This is a genomic window from Mesorhizobium sp. C277A (assembly GCF_040324395.1).
Taxonomy (GTDB): domain Bacteria; phylum Pseudomonadota; class Alphaproteobacteria; order Rhizobiales; family Rhizobiaceae; genus Mesorhizobium.
Map to the genome: position 1 here is coordinate 1,475,701 of NZ_JAMYVW010000002.1, position 16,186 is coordinate 1,491,886.

At 62.8% G+C, this 16,186-nt stretch carries 15 protein-coding genes and 1 pseudogene; 12 read left to right on the plus strand and 4 right to left on the minus strand.

The genetic code is table 11. The annotated features are described in order from the left end of the window. Positions 1–60 precede the first annotated feature (60 nt). Positions 61–627: an SIS domain-containing protein gene (locus tag NKK52_RS07360; protein WP_023682302.1), complete on the plus strand. Its 567-nt coding sequence runs from the start codon at positions 61–63 to the stop codon at positions 625–627. A gap of 3 nt (positions 628–630) precedes the next feature. Continuing rightward, complete coding sequence (locus NKK52_RS07365; protein WP_023682301.1) at positions 631–1,374, plus strand: creatininase family protein; 744 nt, start codon at positions 631–633, stop codon at positions 1,372–1,374. A gap of 232 nt (positions 1,375–1,606) precedes the next feature. On the opposite strand, the gene NKK52_RS07370 is transcribed toward NKK52_RS07365, so the two are convergent. The 3 genes from NKK52_RS07370 to NKK52_RS07380 form a co-directional block, all read right to left on the minus strand. Then, complete coding sequence (locus tag NKK52_RS07370) at positions 1,607–2,524, minus strand: carbohydrate ABC transporter permease (RefSeq protein WP_023669427.1); 918 nt, start codon at positions 2,522–2,524, stop codon at positions 1,607–1,609. A gap of 9 nt (positions 2,525–2,533) precedes the next feature. After that, complete coding sequence (locus tag NKK52_RS07375; protein WP_023682300.1) at positions 2,534–3,649, minus strand: carbohydrate ABC transporter permease; 1,116 nt, start codon at positions 3,647–3,649, stop codon at positions 2,534–2,536. 98 nt (positions 3,650–3,747) lie between these two features. Further along, positions 3,748–5,412 carry an ABC transporter substrate-binding protein gene (locus tag NKK52_RS07380; protein WP_023682299.1) on the minus strand — a complete coding sequence of 555 codons (1,665 nt, stop codon included), beginning with the start codon at positions 5,410–5,412 and terminating at the stop codon, positions 3,748–3,750. A gap of 273 nt (positions 5,413–5,685) precedes the next feature. On the opposite strand from NKK52_RS07380, the gene NKK52_RS07385 reads away from it, so the two are divergent. From NKK52_RS07385 to NKK52_RS07405, 5 genes are all read left to right on the plus strand, one after another. Next, positions 5,686–6,738 carry an ABC transporter ATP-binding protein gene (locus tag NKK52_RS07385; RefSeq protein ID WP_023682298.1) on the plus strand — a complete coding sequence of 351 codons (1,053 nt, stop codon included), beginning with the start codon at positions 5,686–5,688 and terminating at the stop codon, positions 6,736–6,738. Between the two features lie 41 nt (positions 6,739–6,779). Then, entirely contained in the window at positions 6,780–7,232 is a 453-nt protein-coding gene (locus tag NKK52_RS07390; protein ID WP_023682297.1) for an RbsD/FucU family protein, read from the plus strand. 4 nt (positions 7,233–7,236) lie between these two features. Beyond that, positions 7,237–8,166: a ribokinase gene (gene rbsK, locus NKK52_RS07395; protein ID WP_023682296.1), complete on the plus strand. Its 930-nt coding sequence runs from the start codon at positions 7,237–7,239 to the stop codon at positions 8,164–8,166. A 276-nt stretch (positions 8,167–8,442) separates the two neighbouring features. Continuing rightward, positions 8,443–9,246: an alpha/beta fold hydrolase gene (locus NKK52_RS07400; protein WP_050591950.1), complete on the plus strand. Its 804-nt coding sequence runs from the start codon at positions 8,443–8,445 to the stop codon at positions 9,244–9,246. A 130-nt stretch (positions 9,247–9,376) separates the two neighbouring features. After that, positions 9,377–10,012, plus strand: a complete 636-nt coding sequence (locus NKK52_RS07405; protein ID WP_023682294.1) for an SGNH/GDSL hydrolase family protein — start codon at positions 9,377–9,379, stop codon at positions 10,010–10,012. Positions 10,013–10,068: 56 nt separating this feature from the next. On the opposite strand, the gene NKK52_RS07410 is transcribed toward NKK52_RS07405, so the two are convergent. Further along, complete coding sequence (locus tag NKK52_RS07410; protein ID WP_023682293.1) at positions 10,069–11,082, minus strand: NADP-dependent oxidoreductase; 1,014 nt, start codon at positions 11,080–11,082, stop codon at positions 10,069–10,071. A gap of 92 nt (positions 11,083–11,174) precedes the next feature. On the opposite strand from NKK52_RS07410, the pseudogene NKK52_RS07415 reads away from it, so the two are divergent. From NKK52_RS07415 to NKK52_RS07435, 5 genes and pseudogenes are all read left to right on the plus strand, one after another. Then, positions 11,175–12,105, plus strand: a pseudogene (locus NKK52_RS07415) (LysR family transcriptional regulator). 188 nt (positions 12,106–12,293) lie between these two features. Continuing rightward, a complete protein-coding gene (locus NKK52_RS07420) occupies positions 12,294–12,698 on the plus strand; it encodes an MAPEG family protein (protein ID WP_023682292.1) in 405 nt (134 codons plus the stop codon). A gap of 646 nt (positions 12,699–13,344) precedes the next feature. Beyond that, entirely contained in the window at positions 13,345–14,250 is a 906-nt protein-coding gene (locus NKK52_RS07425; protein WP_023682291.1) for an SMP-30/gluconolactonase/LRE family protein, read from the plus strand. A 68-nt stretch (positions 14,251–14,318) separates the two neighbouring features. Then, on the plus strand, positions 14,319–15,491 hold the full coding sequence (locus NKK52_RS07430) for an alpha-hydroxy acid oxidase (RefSeq protein ID WP_050591949.1): 1,173 nt from the start codon (positions 14,319–14,321) through the stop codon (positions 15,489–15,491). Then, positions 15,484–16,173: an RraA family protein gene (locus NKK52_RS07435; protein WP_023682289.1), complete on the plus strand. Its 690-nt coding sequence runs from the start codon at positions 15,484–15,486 to the stop codon at positions 16,171–16,173. The genes NKK52_RS07430 and NKK52_RS07435 overlap by 8 nt, the downstream gene beginning before the upstream one ends. Positions 16,174–16,186: the final 13 nt, after the last annotated feature.

Sequence of the window (16,186 nt, forward strand, 5' to 3'; positions counted from 1 at the left end):
TGCGAAAGCGCGCAACCCGAAATCACCGGCCACAAACCCAGCCGGACAGATGGGACTCTCATGACGAATGCCGGCTCGGATATGTTTTCGACCGCCCTGCAAGAGCTGGGCGCCGTACTGGCGCGCGTCGACGAAGCCGGCATCTACACCGCCTGCGAAACCCTGGCCCGCGCGCAAAAGATCGTCGTCTATGGCTGCGGCCGCGAGGCCTTGCAGCTCAAGGGTTTCGCCATGCGCCTCTATCACCTTGGCCTTGAGGTGTCGGTGGTCGGCGACATGAACACGCCACCGCTTGGCCCAGCCGATGTCTTCCTGGTCAGTTCCGGCCCGGGCGAGACGACGACGGTGCTTACCTTGATGCAAGTCGCCCGCCAGGCCGGCGCCACCGTGCTTTTGCTCACCGCCGAGGCAGGCAGTAGTGCGGTCGCGCTTGCCGACTTCACCTTGCTGATCCCGGCGCAGACCATGGCGCGTGACCAGGGGCCACAAAAGACATCGCTGCTGCCGATGGGCTCGGTCTTCGAAGGGGCGCTGTTCCTGCTGTTCGAGGTGATGGTGCTGAAGCTCAAGGCGCTGACCGGCCAGTCGTCCGAGGCCATGCGCACCCGCCACACCAACATGGAATAGATCATGCGCTACGAACTGATGTTGCCGCACCAGATCCGCAAGGCGATCGCCGAGAACTGGCCGGTCGCTCTCCCGCTCGGCGTGCTCGAATATCACGGCGAGCACATGGCTGTCGGCATGGACACGCTGGCCGTCGTCAAGACGCTGGAGCTCTACGAGAAGGAGGCCGACATCGTCATCCTGCCGGCTTTCTACTACGGTGCGGCGAGCTATGTGGTGGCAGCACCTGAAGGCAACGGCTCGGTGCAGGTCGGCGGCAACCAGCTGGCGCCGTTCGCCGAAGAATTGTTCTACAGCCTGCTGCGCATCGGCTTTCGTAACATCAACGCCATCATACACCACCAGACCGAGAACTTTGCCGCCGGCATGCCGACCGATCTCGCCTTCAAGGCCGCCGGCCGCCAGGCGATCTTCCGCTTCCTCGAGAAGCAGCGCGGCGAGGGCTGGTGGGGCTCAGACGAGATGGTCGATTATTATGCCGGGCACGCCGCCGGCGAGAATTTCTTCAACTGGGTGCAGGTGCACCCGCTGATGTCGGCTGCCATGAACGGGAAGTATCCGTTCGATCACGCCGGTGTTGGCGAGACATCATTGATGCTGGCACTGTGTCCGGAAGCGGTCGATGCCGGGCGTTTTGGCGAGAATACCGCGTGGTATACGGCGAGTGCGCCGGAGGCCTCGGCGGAGCTGGGGCGAAAGGGTGTGGCGATGATCATGGATCACCTGAGGGCGATATTGAGGCGCTAGCAGACAAAGTCGCTCTGTAGCGATCCTTCACACCCCCTCTGTCCTGCCGGACATCTCCCCCGCAAGGGGGGCGATCAGATGTCATTTCCGCTTTCGCCAATCACCTACGTCGCAAGAAAAGCGATGCAGCCAAAGCTGCCGATCTCCCTCCTTCCGGGGGAGAAGGCCGGCAGGCCAGAGGGGGGTGCTGTCCCGCCGAGGTCAACAGTAGAGGGGCACGCCGCCTCTCGCCCTACTTCACCGCGCCAGCCGTCATGCCCATGATGAGATAGCGTTCAAGCGCAATCCCGATGACCGCCAGCGGTGCGATCGCGGCGGTGGCAAGCGCCGCCATCGACCACCAGTTGATGCCTTGCGAGCCGGTCTGGCTCGCCACCATCACCGGGATGGTCTTGGCGTCCGTCGAGGTCAGCAGTGCCGCAAAAAAGTACTCGTTCCAGCACAGCACCATCGCCAGGATGAAAGCGGCGACCATGCCCGGCAGCGCAATCGGCATGACGATGCGGAAAAAAGCGCCCCAGATCGACAGGCCGTCGACCAGCGCTGCCTCCTCGAGTTCGACAGGGATCGAGTTGAACTGGTCGCGCATGATCCAGATGACGATCGGCAGCACCATCAGCGTGTAGAGCAGGATCAGGCCGATGCGTGTGTCGAGCAGGCCGACTTCGCGGTAGAGCACCAGGAAGGGCAGGGCGAGCACCACCGGCGGCAGGATCAACTGCGACAGGAAGAAGAAGGAGATGTCCTCGTTCTTGAACCAGGCGAACTGATAGCGGTACCGGGTCAGCCCATAGGCGGCGAGGCTGCCGATGACGATGGCGAGGCTCGACGCGCCGACCGAGGTGATGACCGAATTCATGAAGCGCTTGAAAAACTCCTCCCGCACCGTCGAGGTCTGGAAGATCGAATCCGGCGACAGGCCGAGCGAGCGCCAGCCCTTCCAGTCCGGTTGGAAGTCGACGAACGGGATGAGGTGTCCTTGCGTGACGTCGACCGCGGTCTTGAACGAGGTGGTGATGGTCCAGTAGATCGGGAACAGGCAGATGAAGGCCCAGAACGCCAGCGCGCCATAGATGAAGATGCGATTGGCCAGAAAACCCAGCGGTGAGCGGATTTCCGAGGCAGCATAGTCGGTGGTCTGGACGCTCATTGTGCCTCGTCAGTTCACGTTGCGCACGAAGCGATTTGCGAATTTCAACAGCCAGGTCACGAACACGACGATGATGACGAGATAGGCCATCGCCAGCATGGTGCCGTAGCCGACATTCGAACGGTCGCGGTATTCGCGGTAGATGAAGCTCGACACCGAATCCGTGGCGCCGCCGGGCCCGCCGGAGGTCACGGTGATGATGATGTCGGCGAGCTTCAACTTGAAGATGATGCGCAGGATCACCGCCGTGACCGACACCGGCAGCATCAGCGGGAAGGTGACCTGCCAGAAAGTCTGCCAGGGCGTGGCGCCATCGACGCGCGCCGCTTCCAGCACGTCGCGCGACATCGCCTGCAAGCCGGCCAGCAGCATGATCATCATGAACGGGATGAAGGTCCAGGCGTCGAGCACCATGATCGAGATGCGGGCGGTGATCGGGTTGGAGAAGAAGGCGGGGTTTTCCCAGCCGAGATGGCGCGCCAGCGTCGCCGCCGGCCCGAAACGGTACTCCATCAGCGATTTGCCGATCATCCACGACACCGCGACCGGCGACAGCATCAGCGGCATCAGGAAGACGACTCGGAAGAATTTGCGCGCCCGGATCTGCGCGTTGAGCAGCAGCGCCAGGCCGAAGGCAATCACATACTCAACCAGCACGGCGAGCACATAAAGCACCATGTTGAACAGCGCGTTGCGGTAGTAGGGATCGGCCAGCATCTGCCAGAAATTGTCGAGCCCGTTGAACTTGCGGCCGGAAAAGGACGACAGGTTCCAGTCGGTCAGCGCGATATAGAAGCCGAACAGCGTCGGGAAGATCACCATGGCGATGGTGAACAGCAGCGCCGGCAGCAGGAACAGCGCGCGCTGGCCGTCCTCGCCGCGCGTCAGCACCTGGCCGATGCCAAGAGTCACGCCCCACAGAACATAGGCGTAGACGATCGGACGCCAGGTCTCGAAGCCGAGCGTGGTGATCTCGTTCTTGTAGAGGATCTCAAACGCGATCACCGCCAGCAGGCCAAGCGTGGCGGCCGCCATCAGGGCAAAACCCGCCCGCTTGCGGGCCGGCGAGATCAGATCGGCTGGGCCGGCGTTGGCCGGCCATACATTGGTGGTCTGGTCAGCCACGCGTCCCCGTCCGTTTAAAAAATCAAGCCTGCGACCGGCCCGAGCCGGTCAGGTCCGGCGGCTTGCACCGCCGGACCTGTTGTCACGATAGGATCAGCCTACACGCCGAGCGAGGCCTTGTAGAGCTTGATCTGGTTTTCGCGGCCGATCTGGTCGGTCAGCTTCTCCCAGGCCGCGGCAATGGCGTCGGCGCCTTCCTGCGCCTTCATCTTGCCGGCGAATGTGTTGGCCAGAATGTCCTCGGCAGCCGAATAGTACTGGAAGATGCCGGGGATGCGCGGTTCGATCGCCGCGTTCGGATGGTTGTAGCTGTCGGCTTCCGACTTCAGATACGAGGTGATGAACGCCTCGTCGTAGCCTGCCGCCACCCATTCGGGAATGTCGAAATGCGAGTTGCGGTAGGGCTGGAAGCCGGACGGATACATCGCCGTCCAGATTGACAGGTCCTTGCCGCCGAGATGAGCGGCGGCCGACCATGCCGCTTTTTTCTTCTTTTCGTCGCTGTCGACGCGGGCCATGACATAGACGCCCCAGCCGAGATAGGCACAGTTTGGCGCATAGTTCGGGCCGCTGGCGAGTTTGTCCCAGGCGCCGGTCTTGGCATTGTAGACGTCGTCGGATCCCGGCAGGATCGAGAAGCCGGTGACGTCGCCGATGACCGAGCTATCGTTGGTCTTGACGTTGGAGCCGACGTCGCCCCACCAGGTGACCATTGAACCGGTGCCGGCCAGGAACTGCTGGAAGGCTGTCGTGTTCGGGTCGGCGTTGATCTGGTCGGCGGGCTCCGACGGCAGCGCGTCGATGACGTCCTGGATGGCGCGCACCCAGGCCGGATTGTTGATGCGCGGCTTCATCGTGTCGGCATCGAACAGCCAGGCCTTGTCGTCGGGATGCTTGGCATAGGCGGTGGCGCGGCTGCCGAGGAAGTAGAAGCCGAAACCGCCCCAGGCCTTGGGCGCATCGAGATAGCCGAAGACGTCCTGGTCCTTGAACTTCTTGCCCTTAAGGAATTTTGTGACGGCCTGGACTTCCTGCCAGGTCTTCGGCACACCCCATTCGGTGGTCGCACCGCCGTCCTTCCACGCCTTGGCGAGGTCGGCATCGGCAAAAACGTCGGTGCGGTAGTTGAAGTTGTGCGCATCGCCATCGACGGTGATCCGGTACTGCTTGCCGTCCCAGGTGCCGACCGGCGGCTGCAGGTAGGCCACGACATCCTTCATGTCGATCTGCTCTTTGACCCAGTCGGGCATCTCGGAGGTCAGGCCCTTGCCGCAGACATCGCCTTCGAAGGGCGCGCCCATCTCGATGATGTCGAAGTCGACGGTGCCGGTGGCGATCGACTGCTGCAGGCGGGCATTGTAGTCGGCCTGCGCCAGGTCGATCCAGCTGATCTTGGCGCCGGTATAGGCCTCCCACGGCTTCAGGAAGCCGCGGAACAGCACATTGTGCAGGTTCTGGTTGTTGAGGCCCATGAAGGTGAGCTCGACGCCGGCGAATTCGCCTTCCTTGACATTGGCCTTGGTGGCTTCCAGGCAGAGTTCGCCTACCTTCTGGAAGTCGGCATCCGTCGGCTGGCCTTTGCCGACGCCGGGGATCTGCAGAATTTTGGAGCGTAGCTCGCTGGCGGCTTCAGCCGGGCGGGTGAAAGCGCCGAGCCCAGCGCCCGATGCGGCGGCGATCGCGGCCATCGAGGCCGCGCCTTTGAGTATGTCACGCCGGGTGGCACCCGCGCGGACGAGTTTTTCGTACAGACCGACTCTCATCTATTCCTCCCAGAACAACAGTCGTGAATTAAAATGCCAATCCCTCCGACGCCGAAACGTCGGCGGTTCTCCTTTATCATACGGGGACGTGGGACCCCACCCTGCGTCGCCTGGAGCTCCGATTTCCGGATAAAAATCCGACTGCCGGATTGGCAACAGCTAATATTTGCGTAATCGATTACCTTGTCAACACGAATGGCTTTTTATCGATAACATACCGACTTGCCCTTGCCCTTGGCAATGGCTAGCTTCACCGCGAGAAAAGGGGGGACGATGGCTCAAGTCGCGATCAGCAATGTGGCCAAGGCGTTCGGAACCGTCAAGGTCCTGCACGAGGTCAGCGTCGATATCGCCGATGGCCAGTTCGTGGTGTTGGTCGGCCCGTCGGGCTGCGGCAAGTCCACGCTGCTCAGGATGGTGGCCGGGCTGGAGACCGTCTCCGGCGGCACGATCGCCATTGGCGAGCGCATCGTCAACAATCTGCCGCCGGCCAAGCGCGACATCGCCATGGTGTTCCAGAACTACGCGCTCTATCCGCACAAGACGGTGGAGCAGAACATGGCGTTTGCGCTGAAGCTGCGCAAGACCGATCCAGCCGTGGTCGCCGAGCGGGTCAAGCGCGCCGCCGACATTCTCGACCTCAATCCGTACCTGAAACGTTATCCGCGCCAGCTATCCGGCGGCCAGCGCCAGCGCGTCGCCATGGGCCGCGCCATCGTGCGCAATCCGCAAGTCTTCCTGTTCGACGAGCCGCTCTCCAATCTCGACGCCAAGCTGCGCGTGCAGATGCGCACCGAGATCAAGGAACTGCACCAGCGGCTGAAGACCACCACCATCTACGTCACCCACGACCAGATCGAGGCCATGACCATGGCCGACAAGATCGTGGTCATGCGCGACGGTCGTATCGAGCAGGTCGGCGCGCCATTGGAATTGTTCGACCGGCCGGCCAATCTGTTTGTCGCCGGCTTCATCGGCTCGCCGTCGATGAACCTGCTCAAAGGCGTGGTGCGCAAGGGCGACAAGGTCGAGATAGCAGGCACGCTGTTCCCGATCGCGGCCGGCAGCGCCGCCAAGGAGGGCCAGGCCGTGGTCTATGGCGTGCGGCCCGAGCATCTCGAAATCCATCCCGACGGCGTGCCGGCAAAAATCTCGGTGGTCGAACCGACCGGTTCCGAGACGCTGGTCTTCGTGCGCTTCGGCGACGGCGAGATGGTGGCGCTGTTTCGCGAGCGCCACGACTTCAAACCCGGCGACACGCTCAATCTCAAGCCGCGCCTCGACCAGATCCATCTCTTCGACGCCGAGACGGGCAACCGGCTCTGATTTCCAATCGACTTTGGCCAAACTGTTTGACGAGGACTGCCATGCTCAAAGGGATCAACCCATTGCTCAATGCCGATGTGCTCCAAGCGCTCAGGGCAATGGGACACGGCGACGATCTGATCATCGCCGACACCAATTTCCCCGCCGATTCGGTGGCGCGCCAGACCGTGCTCGGCAAGCTGCTGCGCATCGACGCCTCGGCGGCCGATGTCGCCAAGGCGGTGCTGTCGCTCTATCCGCTCGACACTTTCGTCGACGATGCGGCCGCGCGCATGGAGATCGTCGGCAAGCCGGACGAGATCCCGCCGGTGCAAAAAGAGGTGCAGAAGGAGATCGACAAGGCGGAAGGCAAGGCCTGGCCGATGATCTCGGTCGAGCGCTATGCCTTCTACGAGCGCGCCAAGAAAGCCTATTGCGTCATCCAGACCGGCGAGCGCCGCTTCTATGGCTGCTTCGCCTTTCGCAAGGGCGTCGTGCCGCCGGACGCCGAGTAGGGCCATGGCGTCGGGCAAACCTGTCGTCATTCTGGGCGTTTTCGTCGCCGACACCGCCTACCGCGCCGATCGACAGCCGCGCATGGGTGAAACCATTCTTGGTAATTCCTTCAAGCTGGGACCGGGCGGCAAGGGCTCGAACCAGGCGGTGGCGGCAGGCAAGCTCGGCGCGGACGTCACCTTCCTGACCCGGCTTGGCGTCGATGCTTTCGCCGACATGGCCAAGGCGACCTGGGCAGAGGCGAGCGTCAAATCCGCCGTCATCGAGACGCCGCAAAGCTATACCGGCGCGGCCTATATCTTCATCGAGGAGACAACCGGCAACAACGCCATCATCGTCAGCCCGGGTGCGGCGATGCTGATCTCGCCTGAAGACATCGAGGCCAACGCCGGCCTGATCCGTGGAGCCGGCGTCTTCGTCACCCAGCTCGAACAGCCGATCGACGCGGCACTGCGCGCACTCGAGATCGCGCGCGGTGCAGGGGTGACCACCATCCTCAATCCGGCGCCGGCGGCCAAGCTGCCGGACCGCATCTATACGCTTTGCGACTATGTCACCCCCAACGAGACCGAGGCCGAGGAGCTGACCGGCATCAAGGTTTCTTCGATCGACGAGGCTCGCCGCGCCGCCGACAGCCTGCTCAAAAAGGGCGTCGGCTCGGTCATCATCACGCTCGGCGAAAAAGGCGCGCTGCTGCACACGGCCGCTCGGTCCGACCATGTTCCCGTGGTCAGTGCCGGTCCGGTGGTCGAAACCACCGGCGCGGGCGATGCCTTCAATGGCGGCCTGGCCGCCGCACTCGCCAAAGGCGTGGAGCCGCTGCAAGCCGTCCGCTTCGCCTGCGCCGTCGCCGGCATTTCGGTGACAAGGCCGGGTACGGCGCCATCCATGCCGACGCTGCATGAGGTCGAGGCGCTGCTGGCCGAGGGGTGAGGAGGTCGTTGCGGGAGAGATAGAATTCAGATCCGACCGGATCTGAATTGCCTCATGCAAGACCATGATTCTAGACGATTATGTCACATTTCTCCTGAGGAGAAATGGCGCGAGTGACGGGGCTCGAACCCGCGACCTCCGGCGTGACAGGCCGGCGAAAACGCCTGATTAATCAACGACGGATTCAATTCCTTACGCTCTCGAATTTGCGGGAAAAAGCGCGAAATTGAAACATGCTTATCAGAACTCCTCGTCGTAATCCGCGAGGTATTCACTTTGATCGGTGCCTCCGCTGCTGCCAGCCTAGCGGCTGGACCGGGACAGACTGCTCCCGGCGACTTCTGGATCGGCTGGAGACGGCAGATCGATGCGCTCGCTACCGCCGGATTCCGGGTCATCGTTCCCGACCAGAGGGGCTACAACACCAGTGACAAGCCGAAAGCCATCCGTGAATACACGCTCCCCAAGCTCGTCGGCGATGTCGTTGCCATCGCCGACGCGCTCGGCATCGGAAGGTTTCACCTCGTCGGTCATGACTGGGGCGGTATCGTCGCCTGGGCCGCAGGCGCAAAGCTGCCGCACCGCCTGGAAAGGCTCGTCATCCTGAACGCGCCCCATCCCGAGGTGCTGCTTGCCCATTCCTTGCGATCTCCGACCCAGTTCCTGCGGAGCAGCTATGCGGCCTTCTTCCAGTTCCCCTTGCTGCCGGAGGCTTTTCTGGGGGCGGGGCGCTCGGCTCTGCTGGCACGGGCGCTCATCAAATCCAGCCGAACAGATGCCTTCACGGCGGAGGAAATCGCAGAGTATCGGCAGGCCTGGGAACGGCCGGGGGCGCTGACAGGCATGCTCAACTGGTATCGGGCGCTGCGCTTCCGCCCAAGCCTGAAGGAGCGGATCACGACGCCGACCCTTGTACTGTGGGGGATGCAGGACCAAGCTCTGGAATATGGCCTGGCCGAGCGCAGTCTGGCCCTTTGCAACGATCGGGGCCTGCAGACGTTCGAGAAGGCGACGCATTGGGTACAGCGCGAAGAGGCCAGCGCGGTGAATGCCGCGCTTCTGGCGTTCCTGGACGGCTGAGATGCCGTTCCGTTCTGCAGGTGGCCTGACTCGCCGTGATCTCCTGACCGTGCTCGCTGCCGCGGTCACAACCCACCACCTTACCTCCTCTGCTGATGCAGCATTGGCAGAGGCCTCAACGGAGCATCCGATGCCACACGTCGTCCTTCTCGGGGATTCGATCTTTGACAACGCTGCCTATGTCGCGCACGGGCCCGACGTAGTGCGGCAGCTGCGGGAGCGGTTGCCGGAGGGGTGGCGTGCAACGCTAAACGCCGTCGACGGCGCCGTCACAAGCGGCGTCGAGCGGCAGCTTGAACGGCTCCCCCAGGATGCTAGCCATCTTGTCGTCAGCGTCGGTGGCAATGATGCTCTTCGTCATGCAGGGATTCTGGAGCAGGGGGCCTGTTCGGTGGCCGAGGTTCTGGACAGGATCAGCGATATCCGGGAGGAATTCGAGCACGACTACTGTACGATGCTCGAGGGGGCGCTGGGCCAAAACCTACCCACCGCTGTCTGCACGATCTACGAGGCGCGCTTTCCCGACCCACAGCGTCGTAGACTTGCCGCAACTGCCCTGACGGTCCTCAACGACGTCATCACCCGGGCGGCGTTCTCGCGCGGTTTGCCGCTCGTCGACCTGCGCTTGGTATCGAATGAGGACGCGGACTTCGCCAATCCTATCGAACCGTCAGTGCAAGGCGGCGCGAAGATCGCGGCAGCCATCGCGGCACTTGTAGTCGAGCACGATTCAGCCGGACGTCGGTCGGTGGTCTTCGTCGGCTAAACGGCGTAATCCCGCCCGATCGTCTCCCGATGGTCGGTCGGACTGAAAGCAACAATTCAGACGGCCAGCACGATCTTGCCTTGAATACTGCCGTCGGCGGCGCGCTCATGTGCGCGCGATGCCTCGGCCAGCGGGAATGTGCTGTCGATGACGACACGCACAAGGCCGTCGTCGAGCAGGCGGGCGGCTTTTGCCAACTGCGCGCCATTGGATCGAACCTGTGTGGATGAGACCGTGATCCCCAGCCTCTCTGTCTCTTCGTGACCAGCGAAGCCCAGTGGGTTGACCAGGAACAGCGCGCCGCCCGGCTTCAGAACATGGAAGAAGCGCTCCATGCCCGCGCCGCCCACCGCGTCGAGGACAAGGTCGACGTCTCGGACGACATCTTCCGCCGCGGTTGTCTTGTAGTCGATGAATTGATCCACGCCGAGATCGCGCATCAGCGCCTCGTTCTTGGCCGATGTCACCGCGATGACGCGCGCGCCCCGCCATTTCGCCAACTGGACGGCCAGATGCCCGACACCGCCTCCGGCACCATTGATGAGCACCGTCTTGCCGTCGAGGGGCACCGGCTCATGCGGTAAGGGCTGGAACGGATTCGGCTCGTCGTGGCCAAGTTCGATCAAGAACTGCCATGCCGTCAGAAGCGACATCGGCGCACCAGCCGCATGAATATGGTCGATGCCGGCTGGTTTCAACGCAACATGCGATGCCGGCACACTGACATAATGCGCGTAGGCATTGCTACCCGTCATCAAGTTATCGGGGAAGCGAACCATTGCGTAGACCTCGTCACCGATGCTGAACTCAGCGACGTCAGCGCCAACCGCTTCAATGACGCCCGACACGTCCGTGCCGAGAATCAGTGGGAAGGACGCGTTGGGTCGCCATTCTGGCGGCAGTGCGCGATAGCCATCCCGCAGATACCAGTCGGGCGGATTAAGCCCGGCCGCCTGGACTCGGACAAGCACCTCGCCGGGCTTCACACCCGGCCTAGGCGCGTCTTCGTACACCAGCATCTCGGGACCACCGAATGCGTGCAGACGGACTGCCTTCATCTTATCGCTCATTGGTGAAATCTCCGCTCATCCATGTCATTGGAGCGAATCTAGCGGCATGACCGCCGGTTGATAATCGGTCTGGATGGCGGTTAAGTAATGCCATGGCGGAACATATCACTTTGGATCGGCTCACTGGCATCATCGCCTTCGCGCGTGCGGGATCGCTGGGCAGCTACACGGCAGCGGCGCGCGCGCTGTCGATTTCCCCGTCGGCGGTCAGCAAGAGCGTCCAGCGGCTCGAGCGGCATTTAGGAGTGTCGCTGTTTACCCGTACAACGCGCTCGCTCACCTTCACGCCCGAAGGGCGCGACCTGCATGAGCGCGCGCTGCGTCTGCTACGCGAGGCGGAGGAAATAGAGCAGGCGGCAATGACCGCGCGCTCCGAACCATCGGGCACGTTGCGCGTGGCCGCGTCGCTGCCGATCGGACTGCATCTGATCGCTCCGGCTTTACCGGCTTTCCGTCGGCTCCATCCGAACCTGATCGTCGATCTCAGGCTGGGTGACCAGATGGTGGACATGATCGAGGAAGGGATCGATGTCGCCATACGCATCGGTGATCTGGCTGACACCCGGCTACTATCACGCAAGCTCGCACCCCATCGGCTTTGCTGCTTCGCCTCGCCAGCCTATCTCGAGGAACGCGGCACACCGACCCATCCCGATCACCTGGAAGGGCACGACACCGTCAACCTTCGATATCAGAGCACAGGCCAGGCCTTTCGCTGGCCCTTCCGGATTGGCGACCGTGAAATCGAGATCGTGCCCAATTCCGGTGTGGTCGCCGATGCCAGCGATGCGGTGCTCATCATGCTGGCAGCCGGCGGTGGGATAGGCATAGGCGCCTCCTTCATGGCGGCTCCCTATGTGAAGCGCGGCGAACTGGTCCCAGTGCTGTCCACGTTCGCGGTCGAGCGAAACAACGTCCGTGCTCTGGCCGGCAAGCCGACGCGCCAACCCCGCCGTGCGCGCCTTTCTGACCATGCTCGACGCCGCTTTCACTCTGCGAATGGCAGCTTCAAGCATCGACTGATCTGGCGCGGAAGGGTCGCTAAAGGGCGAAAGCGGCTGCTGATTGGCTGAACGGCAGCTATTCCGGGCACAACGTCCAAAAGCTGCTATTCCGTTTCGGCCCCACTACAGGCCGCCCCTCCTCGTCGAATAGCATTAGACTAGTTGATCGGCTACAACGACCTAGAGTGCTAGCAACGGGGAGGGCACATGTCGGCGAGTGCTTACGCATTGACTGGCTTCATCTCGTGGGCCCTGGCCCTGCTGATCGTGATGGAAGTTATCCGGAGCTACCTGGTGATCTCTGGGCAAGTCCCGGCAAACGGCTTTACGCCAGATAACGGAGCCCTCTCCCCGTTTATGCGGAGGTTAGCCCGTGCCCACGCCAACTGCATTGAAGGGCTTCCAATCTTCGGAGGTCTGCTCGGAGTCGCGATCATCATTTCAAAGACAGATGTCACGGATCCCTTGGCCTCCACGATGTTAGGCGCACGAATAGTGCAGTCGGTGATCCACCTCGTCTCAACCAGCCAACTCGCGGTCAGTCTCAGGTTCACCGCGTTCGCTGTGCAAATGGTGATTGGTGCTTATTGGTGCTGGTTGCTGTTGATCTGAAGAGTGGCGGAGCCCCGACGCAAAAGTGGGCCACCTCGATTCCGGGAGCCTTGGCAACCCACTCCGGATCGTGACCCGAAAGACTGTCCCTTTTGACAGGCGAGCGAACCGCAAAACTGGCAGTGGCAAAACCGCCGTTGAGGCATGATATTGCTGTTGGATTTTGGGGCTACTCCCCAGCTTCGGAGAAGGATCGGCGTTCAGAGAGCAATTTGCACGCCTGGGCGCTGCGGCGCTCCCCAGCTTTTGGCCACACGCACGCCCTGCAAACGCTCGGGCTCCAGAGCGCCTGGCAGCGGAGCAGAGAATTGTTGGACTTTGTGAGTGTTAGAGGGAGAGGAACTGAGATTCAACCTTCTCCACCTGCACTTGTTCCTGGCACGCTGGCCTCAGCAGCACCTAATCCTGCCACCCAACCTGGAGGAGCAAGCCAGTGCTACCGAGCTATGTAGACACCGATCGGCTCGCGCTGTAGCCATAGACCTCCGCCCGTCGGGGTTCACCGGCGCCGGGGTGGGGGGCGGCCTAGGGGGGGCCCAGCAACGCGCACGTCAGCCAAGCTATCTTTGAGTCGCCGGGTCCGGAGACCGCCAGGCTGGATTATACCCGACAAATCTTGATAGGCTGCCGTTCTGGGGGTCGCACGATGAACGAGGTTGAAAAGCTGGCCGTCGAGGTTGTCGCGACCGGCCTTGGCTGGCCCGAGGGCCCGACGGTGCTGCCCGATGGCCGAATTGTCATCGTCGAAAGCTATCGCAGCCAGCTGACGGCCATAGATCGCGACGGAAGTGCTCGCCAGTTCGCGTATGTTGCAGGAGCGCCCAACGCCTGCGTTCTCGGATCGGATGACCTGCTCTATGTCTGCCAGAACGGCGGCACGACCGGACCTTGGCGGGCCGCGGACATGACGACGCCATCGATCCAGCGGGTTGCCGAAGGCGGAAAGCCGGAAATCCTGCTGAGCGAAGTCGCGGGCATTCGGCTCAATGGGCCAAACGATCTTGTATTTGCTGCTGACGGCCGGCTCATCTTCAGCGATCCCGGCACATACAACCCGGGGAATCCGGACCCAAGCTACATCTTTGCCGTCAACCCCGATGGCAGTGCTTACCTTGCTCTCGGTTTCGACAAGCCGACCTTCCCCAATGGTGTGGCGATCGAAGCCGACGGCTCGATCATTTGGGGGGAGTCCTATACGGGGCGCGTCAAGCGGCAGCGTCCGGATGGTTCCGTCGAAGACCTGGGCCGCTTGCCTGGGGCCAATCCGATCCCGGACGGGCTGAAGGTCGGAGCCGATGGCCGCCTTTATGTCACGGATATTGCCGCCAACGGCATGCACGTTCTGAAGCCCAACGGCACAGCGGAGGGTTTCTTCGTCTGCGGCAAGGCAACGACCAACTGCGTCTTCTCGGGCGAGATGCTTTGGGTGACAAATGCCGGCGTGCTGGCGACCGGCAGCGATCCCTCCTTTGAGGGAACACTCTCCTGCGTGCGTGTTCCGGGAGGCGGTGGACCGACGCATCATGGTCGCATCGGCGGAAAGCAACCGTGAGTAGCTCCTCGTCCGCCTCAAACACAGGCGATGACCGCGGTGCCGGCGGTGCGGCATCGTCTGCTTCGATGGCGGCGTTGAAGTGCCTGTACAGCGTGGCCGCGGTCCGCGTCGCCGCGCGGCGGACTTTGCCACGCCCGGTGTTCGACTTCGCCGATGGCGGTGCCGAGGATGAGCGAACGCTGCGCCGGAACGAGCAAGCTTTTAACGAGGTTGCCATTCTGCCGCGACCACTCAACGGTGCAACGACGCGAGACCTTTCCCTTGACCTCTTCGGCGCGAATCTTGCCATCCCGCTGGGCATCGCGCCAACCGGCCTGGCTGGGCTGTTCTGGCCCGACGGCGAGCGCGCAGCCGCCCGAGCCGCAGCGGCCGCAGGGACATTCTACTGCGCCAGCCACGGATCGGTCTGCACGCTGGAGGATATAGCAGCCACCGGAAGTAGCCCACGGTGGATGCAGGTGTTCGTCTATACCGATCGCGGCTTCACCCGAGAAATGGTGGATCGGGCGCGTGCCTCAAGCTACGACGCGCTGGTGCTCACCATTGATAACCAGATGCTTGGCAACCGTGAACGCGACATCCGCAACGGTTTTGCCATCCCGCCGCGCTTCGGTGTGGCCGGAACCCTCGCGGCCGCCACCAAGGCGGCGTGGCTTCTTCGTATGCGCACCCGACTCCCGAAACTGACTTTCGGCAACTACGCGCGCCCCGGAGATACGGCGACGGTCGGTGCATTGGCGGGCCGAATGGCCGCAATGCTCGATCCCGGACTCTCCTGGGCCGATGTCGACTGGCTGCGCACTGTCTGGTCCGGACCGTTGTTGCTGAAAGGCGTCCTGCATCCCAGCGAAGCCGCCGAGGCTGTAGCCCGAGGAATCGACGGCATCATCGTATCCAATCATGGGGGACGTCAGCTTGACGGCGCCGCCGCATCCCTGGACGCGTTGACGGCGGTTGTCGCGGCTGTCGCCGGCCGCGTACCAGTGCTTATCGACGGCGGCATCAGGCGAGGCTCTGACGTCGTCAAGGCCCTGGCGCTCGGCGCCTCGTGCTGTCTGATTGGGCGGCCGCAGTTGTGGGGGCTCGCGGTCGCCGGCGAGGAGGGGGTACGCCACGTGCTCGAACTCTACCGCAAGGAGATCGACCGCGTCATGGGACTGATGGGCGCGCGGAGCCTGCGCGACCTCGGGCCGGACTGTATTTCGTTCGTTCAGGGAATGGGGCCGCTACATGATTGAAGACCCACCACTGCTCACCATCAAGCGCCGTTTCGAACGGCCCGCAGCAGAAATCATCAGTGCTTTTGCGGGCGTGCCGGTTAGCCAGGTCGTAGACGCGATGGGGGGACGCGGCGCCTTGCATTATGCGATCAAGCCACTGTCGCCAGCTACTGCGACGATGGTCGGCGTCGCCGTGACCTGTCACTGCGGTCCCGCCGACAACCTCGCCCTGTTTGGAGCACTGGATGCCGCAGCAAGTGGCGATGTCATCGTCGCGGCCACCGACAGCTTTGCCGGTACCGCGGTAACTGGTGATCTCGTGCTCGGCATGGCGCGCAACAAGGGGGTCGCCGGCTTCATCACTGACGGCCTGGTGCGCGACGTTGTCGGGATCGAGGCGGTCGGGTTGCCGGTTTACTGTGCCGGGGTCATTGCGAATTCGCCTGCGCGAAATGGTCCAGGCACGGTCGGATTCCCGGTGGTGCTGGGAGGAGTGACTATCTCGCCGGGAGACATACTGGTCGGCGACCGCGACGGTGTCGCCGTGGTGCCTCGCCTGGAGGCTGAGACTGTGCTGGCCCGGCTCTCCGCCATCAGGGCGGCTGAGAAAACTCTTGATGGCCTGGTGCGGCAAGGTCTCGAGATGCCCGACTTCGCCAAGGTCGTCCTCAAATCGAACAGGGCGCGCTTCGTTGACTGAGATGTGAGCTTCT

What these genes read in the sequence shown, in the direction of transcription:
- NKK52_RS07360 (WP_023682302.1), top strand. Translation starts at nt 61, where the DNA reads ATGACGAATGCCGGCTCGGATATGTTTTCGACCGCCCTGCAAGAGCTG.
- NKK52_RS07365 (WP_023682301.1), top strand. Translation starts at nt 631, where the DNA reads ATGCGCTACGAACTGATGTTGCCGCACCAGATCCGCAAGGCGATCGCC.
- NKK52_RS07370 (WP_023669427.1), bottom strand. Translation starts at nt 2,524, where the DNA reads ATGAGCGTCCAGACCACCGACTATGCTGCCTCGGAAATCCGCTCACCG.
- NKK52_RS07380 (WP_023682299.1), bottom strand. Translation starts at nt 5,412, where the DNA reads ATGAGAGTCGGTCTGTACGAAAAACTCGTCCGCGCGGGTGCCACCCGG.
- NKK52_RS07385 (WP_023682298.1), top strand. Translation starts at nt 5,686, where the DNA reads ATGGCTCAAGTCGCGATCAGCAATGTGGCCAAGGCGTTCGGAACCGTC.
- NKK52_RS07390 (WP_023682297.1), top strand. Translation starts at nt 6,780, where the DNA reads ATGCTCAAAGGGATCAACCCATTGCTCAATGCCGATGTGCTCCAAGCG.
- rbsK (WP_023682296.1), top strand. Translation starts at nt 7,237, where the DNA reads ATGGCGTCGGGCAAACCTGTCGTCATTCTGGGCGTTTTCGTCGCCGAC.
- NKK52_RS07405 (WP_023682294.1), top strand. Translation starts at nt 9,377, where the DNA reads ATGCCACACGTCGTCCTTCTCGGGGATTCGATCTTTGACAACGCTGCC.
- NKK52_RS07410 (WP_023682293.1), bottom strand. Translation starts at nt 11,082, where the DNA reads ATGAGCGATAAGATGAAGGCAGTCCGTCTGCACGCATTCGGTGGTCCC.
- NKK52_RS07420 (WP_023682292.1), top strand. Translation starts at nt 12,294, where the DNA reads ATGTCGGCGAGTGCTTACGCATTGACTGGCTTCATCTCGTGGGCCCTG.
- NKK52_RS07425 (WP_023682291.1), top strand. Translation starts at nt 13,345, where the DNA reads ATGAACGAGGTTGAAAAGCTGGCCGTCGAGGTTGTCGCGACCGGCCTT.
- NKK52_RS07430 (WP_050591949.1), top strand. Translation starts at nt 14,319, where the DNA reads ATGGCGGCGTTGAAGTGCCTGTACAGCGTGGCCGCGGTCCGCGTCGCC.
- NKK52_RS07435 (WP_023682289.1), top strand. Translation starts at nt 15,484, where the DNA reads ATGATTGAAGACCCACCACTGCTCACCATCAAGCGCCGTTTCGAACGG.